This is a genomic window from Pseudomonas sp. NFPP25, assembly GCF_900116505.1.
Taxonomy (GTDB): Bacteria; Pseudomonadota; Gammaproteobacteria; order Pseudomonadales; family Pseudomonadaceae; genus Aquipseudomonas; species Aquipseudomonas protegens.
The window spans coordinates 422,233-436,348 of sequence record NZ_FPBG01000003.1 but is presented as its reverse complement, the minus strand read 5'-3'; the positions used below and the strand labels follow the sequence as shown (position 1 = coordinate 436,348).

Annotated in this window: 12 protein-coding genes; 7 read left to right on the top strand and 5 right to left on the bottom strand. The window is 65.1% G+C overall.

Annotated features, from left to right (window positions below):
• The first annotated feature begins 37 nt into the window (after positions 1-37).
• From BM382_RS13995 to BM382_RS13980, 4 genes are all read left to right on the top strand, one after another.
• Positions 38-448, top strand: coding sequence for a hypothetical protein (locus tag BM382_RS13995; RefSeq protein WP_019093917.1), 411 nt, complete (start codon positions 38-40; stop codon positions 446-448).
• Positions 438-881: a hypothetical protein gene (locus tag BM382_RS13990; RefSeq protein ID WP_015634300.1), complete on the top strand. Its 444-nt coding sequence runs from the start codon at positions 438-440 to the stop codon at positions 879-881. Before BM382_RS13995 ends, BM382_RS13990 begins: the two co-directional genes overlap by 11 nt.
• A gap of 50 nt (positions 882-931) precedes the next feature.
• Positions 932-1,954: a hypothetical protein gene (locus BM382_RS13985; RefSeq protein ID WP_239690410.1), complete on the top strand. Its 1,023-nt coding sequence runs from the start codon at positions 932-934 to the stop codon at positions 1,952-1,954.
• Between the two features lie 147 nt (positions 1,955-2,101).
• On the top strand, positions 2,102-3,295 hold the full coding sequence (locus BM382_RS13980) for a DUF418 domain-containing protein (protein ID WP_011059472.1): 1,194 nt from the start codon (positions 2,102-2,104) through the stop codon (positions 3,293-3,295).
• Here BM382_RS13980 and BM382_RS13975 read toward each other — a convergent pair.
• Complete coding sequence (locus BM382_RS13975; protein WP_011059471.1) at positions 3,292-3,825, bottom strand: GNAT family N-acetyltransferase; 534 nt, start codon at positions 3,823-3,825, stop codon at positions 3,292-3,294. The two genes, BM382_RS13980 and BM382_RS13975, sit on opposite strands and share 4 nt — an antisense overlap.
• Before the next feature lie 200 nt (positions 3,826-4,025).
• Here BM382_RS13975 and BM382_RS13970 point away from each other — a divergent pair, with 200 nt between their 5' ends.
• On the top strand, positions 4,026-5,645 hold the full coding sequence (locus tag BM382_RS13970; RefSeq protein WP_011059470.1) for a glucan biosynthesis protein D: 1,620 nt from the start codon (positions 4,026-4,028) through the stop codon (positions 5,643-5,645).
• 160 nt (positions 5,646-5,805) lie between these two features.
• Here the strand turns inward: BM382_RS13970 and BM382_RS13965 are convergent, their stop codons facing one another.
• The 3 genes from BM382_RS13965 to BM382_RS13955 all read right to left on the bottom strand — a co-directional run bounded on the left by BM382_RS13965 (position 5,806) and on the right by BM382_RS13955 (position 9,632).
• Positions 5,806-6,912 (bottom strand): NADH:flavin oxidoreductase/NADH oxidase, encoded by a 1,107-nt coding sequence (locus BM382_RS13965; protein ID WP_011059469.1) that lies wholly within the window; start codon positions 6,910-6,912, stop codon positions 5,806-5,808.
• A gap of 410 nt (positions 6,913-7,322) precedes the next feature.
• Positions 7,323-9,032, bottom strand: a complete 1,710-nt coding sequence (gene recJ / locus BM382_RS13960) for a single-stranded-DNA-specific exonuclease RecJ (RefSeq protein WP_072443113.1) — start codon at positions 9,030-9,032, stop codon at positions 7,323-7,325.
• Between the two features lie 57 nt (positions 9,033-9,089).
• Positions 9,090-9,632: a YaeQ family protein gene (locus tag BM382_RS13955; RefSeq protein WP_011059467.1), complete on the bottom strand. Its 543-nt coding sequence runs from the start codon at positions 9,630-9,632 to the stop codon at positions 9,090-9,092.
• 219 nt (positions 9,633-9,851) lie between these two features.
• Between BM382_RS13955 and BM382_RS13950 the strand changes: the two genes are divergently transcribed.
• Both BM382_RS13950 and BM382_RS13945 read left to right on the top strand, forming a co-directional pair.
• Complete coding sequence (locus BM382_RS13950; RefSeq protein WP_072443111.1) at positions 9,852-11,588, top strand: hypothetical protein; 1,737 nt, start codon at positions 9,852-9,854, stop codon at positions 11,586-11,588.
• A 70-nt stretch (positions 11,589-11,658) separates the two neighbouring features.
• On the top strand, positions 11,659-13,377 hold the full coding sequence (locus tag BM382_RS13945) for a tetratricopeptide repeat protein (protein ID WP_072443109.1): 1,719 nt from the start codon (positions 11,659-11,661) through the stop codon (positions 13,375-13,377).
• Positions 13,378-13,406: 29 nt separating this feature from the next.
• On the opposite strand, the gene BM382_RS13940 is transcribed toward BM382_RS13945, so the two are convergent.
• Positions 13,407-14,096: a phospholipase D-like domain-containing protein gene (locus tag BM382_RS13940; protein WP_011059464.1), complete on the bottom strand. Its 690-nt coding sequence runs from the start codon at positions 14,094-14,096 to the stop codon at positions 13,407-13,409.
• Positions 14,097-14,116 lie beyond the last annotated feature (20 nt).

The following is a 14,116-nucleotide window of genomic DNA, read 5'->3' as shown; positions in this document are numbered from 1 at the left end:
CCCGTGACAACCCCGCCACCGCCTGCGAGTGCCGCCCATGAGCCTGGACGCTGCCAGCCGTTATCAGGTGACGCGAATCCTCACCGGCCTGGCGCCCCATTGCCTGCCACCGCTGCTGTTCTATTACGCCCATGTCTGGGGCATACCGGTGTACCGCAGCCACTTCGGCGCTCTCGCCAAGGGCTTCGGTCTGGGGATGATGGTGGAACTGCTGCTGCAACTGCTGATCGTCGTCAGCTTCCTGCAGGTCTTGGTGCCCCAGCTCAAGGTCAAGCTGGTCCTGATCGGCACCCTGGCGCTGTTCACCGCCTGGGCAATGTTTCCCGACCATCCGATACGCGGCTACGTCTATTGCTTCCTGATGACCGTGCCGCCATTGCTGGCGATCTGGCTGGCGCAGGGTCTGTGCCGGCTGTGCCTGCCCGGGGAGCAGTTGCATGCCCAGTAGAAACACCCCAATTGCGCGCTTCTGGCTGGCGCTTGTGCTGCTGATCATTGGCCGCCCCTGCCTGGCCATGAGCCTGGAGCAGCAGTTCGCCGGGCTTGCCGACTGCTCCATGGAAAACGTCTATCTGGACGCCAGCGACCACCAGCCCCGGGGCGCGTACTTCAGCGAACGCCAACTGCAGCCCTGCGAGCTGGACGAAGCCGCCCGCTATTGCGTCGACGACCAGTACCACGGCCTGGCAGTCAGCGCGGTGATGATTCCCTATCGCGGGCCGTTCTCGGTCCACGCCCTGTATCTCAAGGACAGTGTCGACAGCGTGCGCCAGCGTCTGGGAACCGCCTTCTTCGGTGATGGCCGGGAACGCCCGCTGCTCACCGAAGACCGCCATACTCCCGGCAGCTCGGTGCTGTATTGCGACCCGCAAAGCCAATGAGCCTGCTTGCCCACATGCCTGTTCTGTATCGCCCCCGGATGACCCTGCCGATGCCCACCCCCCGTCGCTGTTTGCACCTGATCGCCCTGAGCCTGATGCTCGGTGCCGCCGCCCAGGCCGCCGCCGCACCTGCCTGCCCGTCCAGCGACCTGAAGGTCTTTGCCCAGGCCTTTGCCAGCAGCCCGGAACTGCAGCAGGCATTCACTGCCGTGCCACTGGTCGAGCAACGGCCGATCACTGACGAGCGCGGCCGGGAAGTCACCGCGCGCTACAAGCTCACGGGCGACACCCACCACCTGCTGACCCGTCTCGCCCCCAAGGCCCAGGCCGAAGCTGGCCTGCAGAGCTTCTGGGAGGGCAATACCCTGGTGGTCAACGATCCCCTGGGCGATGTGGTGCAAGCCTTCGTCTTTGAACAGGGTGCCTGCTGGCAACTGGTGCGCGTCGAGCAATGGTCCATGGACGAATTGCTCACACACAACGCCCCCGCAGGCGAAAGCGCCCTGCAGCGACAGATGCGCAAGGCTGACCTGTTCCTGGGCTACGGCGGACGCGAGCAGTACCCGCTGACCGCGTACTTCTTCGAGCTCGGGCAACGCATCCTGCTCGATGCCGCCCGCCAAGGCTCACCCAAGGCCGCGGTGCAGGCGGTCAGCCTCGGCTACTCGGGCATGGCCCCGGCGCTCAAGCCGGGGGAGCCGGAAGAACTGCTGCTGCCCTACGCCAAGACCGATGCCGAGGCGGCGCTGATGCTGTCCATGTACTACTGCGACCCAGTCGGCGATGGCTCGATCACCCAATGCCAGCAGCCGCGCAAGTCCGAAGAGCTGGTGCTGCGCACCGCCAGAGAACTGGATTCAGGCAGCGCCTTCTACTACCTGGGCAGTGGCTATGCCGATGGCCAGTGGGGCGTCACCGACAGACCCAGGGCCCTGGCCTGTCACCAGGAAGCACTCAAGCGCGGTGACCTGCATAGCCTCTGGCCGCTGACCTGGTGGAGCAAAAAGAATGAGATGCCGGCCGGCGGCGCCCAGTGCCTGGAACCTTCAGCGCCCGCCCAGGCGGGAAGCTGAGCCCGCATCTTGACGCTTTTTAACAAAATCCCCATAGCTGCGCCCCGGCCTGATCGGGTTAATTGAGACTCTGGCTCGATCAACCCCGGAGGTCCGTTCCATGCGCTGTACCTCGCTTTCATCACCGCTGTTGCCGGTACCCCGCAGATGACGGCCTCCGGAGCGACGCAAGCAGCGCGCCTGGAGCAGGTGGACGCCCTGCGCGGTTTCGCCCTGCTGGGCATCCTGGCGGTGAATATCTGGTCCTTCGCCGATCCGTACTACGCCTCGTCGGTGAGCAACCCGGGCTACGCCAGTAGCCTTGACCACCTGGTTCGCTGGCTGGTGTCGGTGTTCTTCGAGACCAAGTTCTACCTGCTGTTCTCGTTCCTGTTCGGCTATAGCTTCACCTTGCAGATGACCTCCGCCGAACGCTCGGGGGAGCGCTTCGTACCGCGCATATTGCGCCGGCAACTGGCCTTGCTGGTGATCGGCCTGATCCACGGCGCCCTGCTGTTCTATGGCGAAATTCTCTCGCTGTACGCCGTGCTGGGGCTGGTCCTGCTGATTCTGCGCGGCTTGTCGGTCCGCTGGGCGGCGGCCCTGGCCGCACTGTTGATCAGCGGCACGGCGGCGCTGTTCCTGCTGTTCGGCATCACCCTGCTGGAGGCCGGCCTCTACACCGGCGCCGCCGATGACGGGCCGGTACTCAAGGACCTGGCCCTGAGCGGCAGCGCCCTGCAAACCCTGGCCTACAACGCCTCGCATCTGCTGGAAACCGCCTCGGCGCTGTGGCTGCTGCAGGGCCCCTGCACCCTGGCAATGTTCCTGCTGGGCTATGTGGCGGGGCGCAACAAGCTGCTGGTGGCGCCCTACGCCTTCGAACCGCACCTGGCACGGCTGCTGAGGATCAGCCTGCCGCTGGGCCTGGGTGGCGCCCTGCTCTACGGCTACTGGGCGGCCTATGCGCCCGGCGGCGGCCTGGAAGTGCTCGGCTACGGCGTCAGCCAACTGACCGCACCACTGCTCTCGGCCAGCTACGCCATGCTGCTGCTCAAGGCCTTCGGCTCGGCCCCGGGCCAACGCCTGTGCCGACGGCTGGCGCCACTGGGGCGCATGTCCCTGAGCAACTACCTGCTGCAATCGCTGATTCTGGGGCTGCTGTTCACCGGCTACGGGCTGGGGCTGGTCAACCACTTGCCGCCGCTGTGGATTGTGCTGCTGGTGGTTGCCATCTACCTGCTGCAGATGCAGCTCAGCACCCTGTGGTTGCGCAGCCACCAGTACGGCCCCTGCGAGTGGCTGCTGCGGGCCGTGACCATCGCGGCCTGGCCAAGCTGGCGCAAGCGCCTGGCGGCCTAGGCCAGGCGCAGGTACAGGTGGATGTCCTCGGGCTCGATGCGCAGCAGTTGCGGGTCGGGCGTGGCCAGCAGTTCGCAGCCCAGGCGCATATAGAAATCCACCGTATGCCGCGACGGCGTGGCTGACACATACAAGCCCTGCCCCCCCAGGACCAGGGCCTGCTCCCGGGCCAGGGCAAACAACTGCCGGCCCAGGCCAAGGCCGCGATAGGCCTGGCTCACATGGAGGAACTTCAATTGCCGCAGATCCAGCCCGGCACAGGCGATCGGCAGGCAATCCACCACCACCGCGGCCACCAGCGCCGGGCCGTCGAACACCCCGTACAGCCAACCGCCACGCCGGTAACACTGCTGCAAGATCAATGCATCATGCTCGGCCTCGCCCTCCGGCCAGCCCTGCACCACTTCATGCTGGGCGTAGCAGCTCAATTGCCCATTGCACAGGCGGTAGAACTCATCGATGACCTCGGCGCGGTCGATCCATTTGAGCAAGGGGATATCGTCTTCGCCGAGCAAGCGCGGGTGCAGCATGGGAGCAGTTCCTGAAGGGGATCGGGCGGTTACCAATGGACACAAGCTAATCATTTTTCTGCCCCTGGCGAACCGTTTATTCTATCCGGCGTCTGTTTATAGTCCGTTGCGTTTGGCCGATGGCATGACCGAACCACCCCTCGCGATCCCCCCACGCAGCCAGGAACGGCTTGGGATCTTTCTCTGATCAAGGTTCAACCATGCACCGCAGGAATCTCCTCAAAGCCTCCATGGCCCTGGCGGCCTATACCGGCCTCTCGGCCAGCGGCCTGCTGGCCGCCCGCGCCTGGGCCGGCGCCGCTGATGGCCAGGCCCAGGCGTTCGATTTCGAGCAGCTCAAGGCCCAGGCCAAGCAACTTGCCGCCAGCCAGTACGTGGACACCAAGCAGGTGTTGCCGCCCACCCTGGCGAAGATGACCCCGCAGAACTTCAACGCCATCCAGTACGACAGCAAGCACTCGCTGTGGAACGAGTTGAACGGGCAGTTGGACGTGCAGTTCTTCCACGTCGGCATGGGCTTCAAGCAGCCGGTGCGCATGCACAGTGTCGACCCCAAGACCCGCCAGGCGCGGGAGGTGCACTTCCGCCCGCCACTGTTCAACTACCAGAACACCAGCGTCGACACCGCCCAGCTCAAGGGCGACCTGGGCTTTGCCGGGTTCAAGCTGTTCAAGGCCCCGGAACTGGACAAGCACGACGTGGTGTCCTTCCTTGGTGCCAGCTACTTCCGCGCAGTGGACGCCACCGGCCAGTACGGCCTCTCGGCCCGTGGCCTGGCCATCGACACCTACGCCAAGCGCCGCGAGGAGTTCCCCGACTTCACCCAGTTCTGGTTCGAGACCCCGGACAAGGACAGCACCCGCTTCGTGGTCTACGCCCTGCTGGACTCGCCGAGCGCCACCGGTGCCTACCGTTTCGACATCGACTGCCAGGCCGAACGCGTGGTGATGGACGTCGACGCCCACATCAATGCCCGCACCGCCATCGAGCAACTGGGCATTGCACCGATGACCAGCATGTTCAGCTGCGGCACCCATGAGCGGCGCATGTGCGACACCATCCACCCGCAGATCCACGACTCCGACCGCCTGGCCATGTGGCGCGGCAATGGCGAGTGGATCTGCCGCCCGCTGAACAACCCGGCGAACCTGCAATTCAACGCTTTCGCCGACAAGGACCCGAAAGGCTTCGGCCTGGTGCAGACCGACCACGAGTTCGCCAGCTACCAGGACACCGTGGACTGGTACAGCCGCCGCCCGAGCCTGTGGGTCGAGCCCACCACTGCCTGGGGCGAAGGCAGCATCGACCTGCTGGAAATCCCCACCACCGGCGAAACCCTGGACAACATCGTGGCCTTCTGGACCCCGAAAAAACCGGTGGCCGCCGGGGACTCGCTGAACTACGGCTACAAACTCTACTGGAGCGCCCTGCCGCCCGTGGGCACGCCCCTGGCGCGAGTACACGCCACCCGCTCCGGCATGGGCGGTTTCGTCGAAGGCTGGGCCCCGGGCGAGCATTACCCGGAAGTCTGGGCGCGGCGCTTTGCCGTGGACTTCACCGGCGGCGGCCTCGACCGCCTGCCAGCGGGCACTGGCATCGAGCCGGTGGTCACCGCGTCTAACGGCGAGGTCAAGGACTTCAACGTGCTGGTGCTGGACGAGATCAAGGGCTATCGCATCACCTTCGACTGGTTCCCCACCAACGACAGCGTCGAACCGGTGGAACTGCGGCTGTTCATCCGCACCAACGACCGTACCCTGAGCGAGACCTGGCTGTACCAGTACTTCCCGCCGGCGCCGGACAAACGCAAATACCCGTGACCCGCTGCCAGCCCCGGCCCGCCCTACGGGCCTCTTCGCCGGCAAGCCGGCTCCTACAGATCGTACCGCCTGCGTAGAAGCTGGCTTGCCAGCGAAGGCAGCCTGAAGCCAGGCACAAAAAACGGCCCGCACGGGCCGTTTTTTTTACATCGGCAAAAGCCTAATCGCGCAAATCCGACTCATGAATCGGCTGGTCCCTGTGGGTCGCCCGCTGGTACTGGGCCGGCCAGATCGCCTTGCGCCCGCCCAGGTCGTCATCGGCATGCAGCGGCCAGTAAGGATCACGCAACAGCTCACGGGCGAGAAAGATGATGTCCGCCTGACAGGTACGCAAAATATGCTCCGCCTGGGCCGGTTCGGTGATCATCCCCACGGTCCCGGTGGCAATCCCCGACTCCTTGCGCACTCGCTCGGCAAAGCGCGTCTGATAACCCGGCCCGGTGGGAATCTCGGCATTGGCCGCGGTGCCTCCGGACGACACATCGATCAAATCCACCCCCAGGTCCTTGAGGCGCCGCGCCAGCTCCACGGTCTCGTCCGGGTTCCAGCCGTCTTCCACCCAATCGGTGGCCGACACCCGCACGAACAGCGGCAGCTCCTCGGGCCACACCGCGCGTACCGCTTCGGTCACCTGCAGCACCAGGCGAATGCGGTTCTCGAACGAACCGCCGTATTGGTCCTGCCGCTGGTTGCTCAGGGGCGAGAGGAACTGATGCAGCAGGTAGCCATGGGCAGCATGCACTTCCACCACCTTGAAACCGGCCTCCAGCGCGCGTTTGGCGGCCGCGACGAAGGCCTGGATGACTTCGCCGATCTGCCCTTCATCGAGCTGGGTCGGCGGTGTGTGCTGCGGGTCGAAGGCAATCCGCGAGGGCCCCACCGGCACCCAGCCGCCGTCCTCGGGCTTGACGCTGCCAGACTTGCCGAGCCAGGGCCGATGAGTACTGGCCTTGCGCCCGGCATGGGCCAGCTGGATACCCGCCACCGCGCCCTGGGCGGTGATGAAACGGGTGATGCGCTGCAAGGGTTCGATCTGCGCGTCGTTCCACAGGCCCAGGTCCTGGGCGGTGATCCGGCCTTCGGCGGTAACCGCCGTGGCCTCGGTGAAGATCAACCCGGCGCCGCCGACGGCGCGGCTGCCCAGGTGCACCAGGTGCCAGTCGTTGGCCAACCCGTCCACCGACGAGTACTGGCACATGGGCGACACGGCGATGCGGTTGAGAAGGGTCAGTTGACGCAGGGTATAGGGTTCAAGCAGCAGACTCATGGGGCACCTCTCGGTCAATGGTCAGGCTCCAGGGTTCTGTTTGAACGGTCGACGAGTGACTGCGAAGTGAAGCGCCCGCCCCCGCGGGTAGAAGAATGACAAAAGGTCACAAGGCCAATCAGACAGTGCTTAGAGACTAGTCGACAACACTGTCGCCGGCAGGGTTCCTGATGCGTGCCCGGGCAAAAAAGGCGCTGCTCCCCTTGTAGCCGCTGCCGCAGGCTGCGATCGGCTGCGTAGCAGACGTGGGGCTTCAAAGGCCCTCAGAGGTCGGCGCAAGATTGCCGGCAAGGCCCTGCGGGCCTTTTCGCAGCCTCGCCACAGGCTAGGCAGCGGCTACAGGGGTTGCCAGCAGAGGCGGGGGAAGGTGGTGAGGACGCACAAGGCAAGGCCCGGCGCCCTTTCGTAGGTCAGCGCGGTTCGATGTGGGCAATCATCAACTGCACGGTTTCCTGGCCACGGAACTCGTTGAGGTCGAGTTTGTAGGCCAGCTCCACCCAGCGGATGGTCGGGTTGGGCCAGACTTCGCGGTCGATGCCGAAGGCAATGCCGTCCAGCTTCAGCGAGCCGCATTCGCTGCGCAGCACCACTTTCAGGTGGCGTTCGCCAACGATGCGCTGCTCCACCAGTTCGAACACGCCATGGAACATCGGCTCGGGGAAATGCTGGCCCCAGGGGCCGGCGTGGCGCAGGGCGCGGGCCAGTTCCAGGTGGAACTCTTCCACGGCCAGGGTGCCGTCCGACAGCAGGCGCCCGGTGAGGTCTTCTTCGCGCAGCTGGCGCCGCACTTCTTCGTCGAAGGCCTCGGCAAAGGCCGGGAAGTTCTGCTCCGGCAGCGACAGGCCGGCGGCCATGGCGTGGCCGCCGAACTTGCTGATCAGTTGTGGATGGCGCGCGGCCACGGCGTCCAGGGCGTCACGGATATGGAAGCCCGGCACCGAGCGCGCCGAACCCTTGAGCATGCCGTCGCCGGCATCGGCAAAGGCGATGGTCGGCCGGTGGTAACGCTCTTTCAGGCGCGAGGCGAGAATCCCGATCACCCCCTGGTGCCAGTCGGCGTCGAACAGGCACAGGCCGAACGGCATCGACTCCACCGGCAGCTCCTTGAGCTGGGCCAGTGCTTCGCGCTGCATGCCCTGCTCGATGGATTTGCGGTCCTGGTTCAGTTCGTCCAGCTGGGCGGCCATGGCCCGAGCGGCGGAAACGTCGTCGCTGAGCAGGCACTCGATACCCAGGCTCATGTCGTCCAGGCGCCCGGCGGCGTTGAGCCGCGGGCCGAGGATAAAGCCCAGGTCGGTGGAGGTGATGCGCGAATGATCACGCTTGGCCACTTCGAGAATCGCCTTGAGCCCCGGCCGCGCGCGACCGGCGCGAATCCGCTCCAGGCCCTGGTGCACCAGGATGCGGTTGTTGGCGTCCAGGGGCACCACGTCCGCCACGCTGCCCAGGGCCACCAGGTCCAGCAGCTCGCCGATGTTCGGCTGCGGCCGGGTTTCATAGCGCCCCAGGCTGCGCAGGCGTGCGCGCAGGGCCATCAGCACATAGAAGATCACCCCGACCCCGGCCAGGGTCTTGCTGGGGAACTCGCAGCCCGGCTGGTTGGGGTTGACGATGGCGTCCGCCGCCGGCAGTTCATGACCGGGCAAGTGGTGGTCGGTGACCAGCACTTGCAAGCCTGCTGCCTTGGCCGCCGCCACGCCCTCGACACTGGAGATGCCGTTGTCCACGGTGATCAGCAACTGCGGTTCGCGCTGCAGGGCCACGGCGACGATTTCCGGGGTCAGGCCGTAGCCGTATTCAAAGCGGTTGGGTACCAGGTAATCGACATGGGCCGCGCCCAGCAGGCGCAGGCCCAGCAGGCCCACGGTGCTGGCGGTGGCGCCGTCGGCGTCGAAGTCGCCGACGATGAGGATGCGCTGGCGCTGGTCCAGGGCGGTCACCAGCAGGTCCACCGCGGCATCGATGCCCTTGAGCTGCTGATACGGGATCAGCCGCGCCAGGCTCTTGTCCAGCTCCTCCACCGACTGCACGCCACGGGCGGCGTAGAGGCGGGTCAGCAGCGGCGGCAGATCGCCGAGAAAGGGCAGGACGGCGGGCAACTCACGGGGTTCGATACGCATGGGCTAACAGCAACTTCTCTGGGGGGACGGTGGATCGTTCAGGGGCAGAGCGGGCGATCAGCCGCGCTCGCCCAGCAGCCATTCCAGCTGCACTTCGTGCTGGCCGCGATCATCGGTGACGAAGATCGTGCCTTCGCTGATCATCACGTCCCACTTGATGACGCGCGGCATGTCCTTGGCCAGGGTCTCGAGGACTTCCTGGGGCACGCCGGCGATGTTGAGGTTCTTCAGGTTCTTCACCGCGTCCAGCACCCGGGTCTGCCAGACCCGCAGGCTGCCGTAGGCCAGGAGGCTGGTGCGTTCGGTGCGGCGCGAGCACCAGGTCAGGCGATCGGCGTCCGGCTGGCCGACTTCGATCCAGTGCAGGACGCGGTCGTCCAGGCTCTTTTCCCACAGGGCGGGTTCATCCACGTCCGACAGACCCCGACCGAACGACAGGTGCTCGTTGTACCAGAAGGCGTAGGCCAGCAGCCGTACGGTCATGCGCTCTTCGGTTTCCGAAGGGTGACGGGCGATGGTCTGCTTGACGCTTTCATAGACCCCACGATCGAGGTCGGTCAGGTTCAGTTCGAATTTGTAGGTGGTGGACGGCTGGGCCATGTGCGGGCTTCTTGAATGTGCGAAAAGGCGGCAAGTCTAACCCGAAACCCGCCGCCCTGCCCGACCGCTGACCGGGCCACCCCTGTCCTGGATGACATCCGCTGAAACGCATTGGCTGGGTAAAGTCGGTTGCCAGCCCGTGACCATGGCTTTATAACCCCGCGCAAACCGGCTGACGCGCACCGCGCCAGAGCCGCTGTTCAATAGAAAAGGACGTCCATGACCCTCTTTGTCATCCTGCTCGTCATCGTGCTGCTGTTCATCGCACTGATCCTGTACTTGCGCCAGAAATCCGCCGACCAACAGCAATACCTGGAACAGACCGGCAACCTCACCGCCCAGATCAATCAGACCCTGCTGATGAGCAAGGCCGAGCCGCAACTGGCCCTAGAACTGGCGCTGCAACTGCCAGAGGGCGAGGCGCAGCAGTTGGCCCTGCAACTGGTGGCCAGCGAGCTCTATGTGGCTGGGCACAAGGCCCAGGCCACGGCGATCTACCAGCAACTGCCGCCTCACGCTCGGGAATACGTGCTCAATACCCTGATTGAAACGCTGCTCGACAGCCAGGATACCCAGGCCTGCCTGGAGCTCCTGGAGCACTGGGGCGAATCCCTGCCCAGCTGGCCGCTGCTGCAGGTGCCAATCCTCCAGGCCCGCGGTGAACAGGCGCGCGCCCTGGCCCTGATCGGCGAGCTCGGCGACCCGAAAAACCCTGCGGCCCATGAACGCCAGAGCATCGGCAATCTGCTGATGCTGTCGCGCCTGCAATTTCAGGCGGGCATGCAAGACGCCGCGCTGATCAGCCTCGAACAGGCCTGGGCGAGCTTCCAGCAACCCGGGCAGGAGCGCTATCACACTGTGCTGCGCAGCCTTTTCGACGCCTTCGCCACCCAAGGGCATGCCGAGCGGATTCTGGCCCACTCGGCCGAACTGCCGGCCGAGGAACAGGTGCAGGCGCTGATCGCGCTGTTCGATGCCGGCCAGGTGGAGCCGGCCTTCAGCTTGCTGGCCGACAACGGCACCCTCTACTCCTCGACCTACAGCGACCTGATGGACTCGGCCCTGAAACGCCAGACAACCGAAACCGCCCTGCGCCTGCTGGACCTGACCCCCGAGATGCACCAGCACAGCGTGCTGCTGCAACTGCTCAGCCATCTGGCGGCCCAGGGCCAGACCGCCGAAGCCGAGGCCCTGCTGCAGGCGCGAGCCAGCCACGAGTCGCAGCGTCCGGGGCTGATGCTCAACCTCTGCGATGAGTTGCACCAGGCGCAGCCGCAATGGACCACAGCCCTGCTGACCCAGGCCCTGCAACTGATCGACGGCTACAGGAATGAACATGAGTTCTACAACAGCTTGCGCATGCAGGCCCTGCAAACCCAGCTACTGATGCAAAGCCACCTGCCAGCTCATCGCCGGGACAGCTGGCTGGTGCGCAGCAGCATCGAGGAAATGCACCGCCTGCGCCAGCAGATGCCCGGTGACGAGCAATTGCTGCATCTGTGCGACCAAGCCAAGCTGCTGCACGCCCTGGACCAGACCGCCCAGGCCAGGTCCCTGCTGGAGCAGGCGGTGCAGCTACTGGATGGCGAGCCGCTGCCGGATGTGGATGAGATGGACGCCCGCTTCTACCTGGAGGACATCGCCAGCGCCTACCTGAGCATCGACGATGTACAACAGGCCCAGGCCCTGCAGGACCGGCTCAACGCCGAGGATTCGGGCAGTCGCATCCTGGAAGAGGAACTGCTGCTCAACCATATCCAGCATCAGCGTTACGCCCAGGCCATCGAGGGCCTGAACCTGGGCATCCTGCTCAGTGACAAGAAGCCCCTGTCGCTGCTGTACCAGGCCCTGGAAGACCTGCAGCAGCGTGCCCCCGAACGTGCCGGCGAGCTGAAACAGCAGCTGATGGCGCGCATCGCCAACGGCCAGATCTGGCTCAGTTCCCAGACCAACTGACGCCCCCCCGGTTGCGCGCCCTTGGCGGGGCGCGTCACCGGCCAACAGCCGCACCCGAGGAAGATTCATCATGGAAGTACTTGTCATCCTGCTGCTGATTACCGGCGTGATAACGCTACTGGTGGTCTATGCCAACAAGCGCAGCGCCGGCAATGACCTGGGCATCACCCTGGACGAGGCAGCGCAGATCAATCGCGCGGCGCACCTGAGCGCCATCGAACCGCAAGTGGGCTTGCAACTGGCCCAGCGTCTGACGGGCAAAGCCCGGCAACTGGGGCTGATGCAGATTCCTGCGGCGCTGTACCGACAAGGCGACCAGGAACAGGCCCTGGAGGTCCTGGCCGAACTCGATGAAACCTACCAGCCCATGGCCCTGAACCAACTGCTCGAAACCCTGCTCGACAAGGACGGCCCGCAGGCTGTTCTAAGCCTGCTGGAGCGCCTGCATCAACCCCTGCCGTCAGCGCCCATGCTGCGCATACCACTGCTGGTGGCCAGCGGTGAACACGAGCAGGCCCGCGCCTTGCTGGTGACCTTCGGTGTCGAGCAATTGAGCCAGGACTCCGCCAGCGATCATCGGCAGTTGGCTGCCCTGCAACGCAGCTTGGGCCTGGCCGACAAAGCCGCCATCAGCATCGGCCTGGCCTGGCAACTGCTGCTGAAGCAGCCGGCCAATGAACTGGACCTGCATGAAGTGGAACAGACCCTGCGCGAGTACCGCGCCCAGGGGCAGGACGCGCAGTTCCCGGCCATGGCCGCGCAGTTGCCCGGATCGGCCCAGATCATCGTCGTGACCTTGCTCATGGAAACCGGGGAGTTCGATACCGGGTTCGAACTGCTGGCGCAGAACCCCGAGCCTGACGACTACTTCAGTTTCCCGCCGTTGCTCAAGCTGATCCTGGACGCCAACCGCCCGGATCTGGCTCCACGACTGATCGCCCAGGTGCCGGAAAGCTACGCCAGCGAGCTGCTGTTGAGCCTGCTGAACTGGCATGTCGGGCGCAATGAAATGGCCGAGGCCGAGGCGGCCTTGCAGGCCTGCGCCGTTTCGCCCTCGCAGCGTATCTGGTGCCTGGTCTGTCTGTGGGGGACCTACGTCGAGGAACACTCGCAATGGTGCGCCCATCTGCTGGAGCAAGCCTTGTTGGCACTGGAGACCTTGCGTGGCGATGAGCAATGGCCGTGGTTGCGCCTGCTGATCCTGGAAACCCAACTGCGGGTGCAGGCCGCCCTGCCGCGCCTGCGCCGCGACAGCTGGCTGATCCGCAACAATCTGGAGGAAATGGCGCGCCTCAACACCCAGCTCGAATACGCCGATCGACCGATGAAACTGGCCTTGCAGGCCAAGCTGCTGCACGACCTGGAGCAGACCCGGCAAGCCGGTGAACTGCTGGACCAGGCCGTGCAAGCCCTCGACGACAGTCAGAATGCGCCTCTGGATCCAGCGGAAAAAAACTTCTTCCTGGAACAGCTGGCGCTGAGCTACGTCTACATCGACGACCAGGCAAAGGCTGTCGAACTGAAAGCTCGCCTGGAGCAGCAGGCGGCCTACACCCACCAGTTGAGCCAGGCCATGGTGCTCAAGCACATTCACGAGCAACGCTTCGACGAGGCGATTGCCGGGCTGGAACCGAGCAACCTGTTTATCGGCGAAAACCCGGTGCAACAGTTGCACCAGGCCCTGGAAACCCTGCGCCAGAGCGCCACGGAAAAAGCCCAAGGGCTGTGCCAGAAGTTGATCGACCACCTGGCCGCCGAGAGCGCCTGGGGCCAGCCGAACGCCGCCTGAGGCAGCGTCAAGGCCCGCCGCTGCACGCCTTAACGCGGCGCGTAGCGGCTCCAGAGTTCGTTGAACTCCTTGAGATAACTGGCCACCAGTTGCGGGTGGTCGATCACCAGCAGGTTTTCCTCATTGCCGGTGGTGGCGCTGCGGGTCCAGTTGAAGCTGCCGTTGAGCAGGGTCCGGCCATCGAATACGGCGAACTTGTGGTGCATGTGGAACGGCGTGTCGTCGATCCGCACCGGCACCCCGGCCTCGCGCAGCGCGGCGATATCGCTGCCGACATCGAACTGCTTTTCACTGTCGCTGATCACCCGTACGGCCACGCCGCGCTGGTGGCAGGCGCGAATTTCGTCGCTCAGTTGATCGTCGGAAATGGTGAACACGCAGATATCCACCGAGATTCGGGCCTGGCGGCACAGGTCGCGGATCTTGCGCCGGCAGTCTTCGCCGGGGCTGAAGTGGGCGCTGGCCATGTCCCGCACCGGGGCGCTGTTGGCGTCCAGGGTCTTGATCACTTGTTCCAGCCACTTCAACGCCGGCAGCACATTGACGCTGTCCGCCAGCGCCAGCTCGCGCACCAGGTCAAAGGCGCGGTTACGCATGTAGCGCACCTGGTCCTGGCCCAGTTCGCTGCCCAGCTGGCGCAGCTCGTCCCGCTCTTCGTTGCTCAGTTTCAAGTCCAGCACGCTGTCGCGCAGTTGCTGGTCCAGGTGGGCAAAATCCATGTCGTGATCCTTGGCTGTTC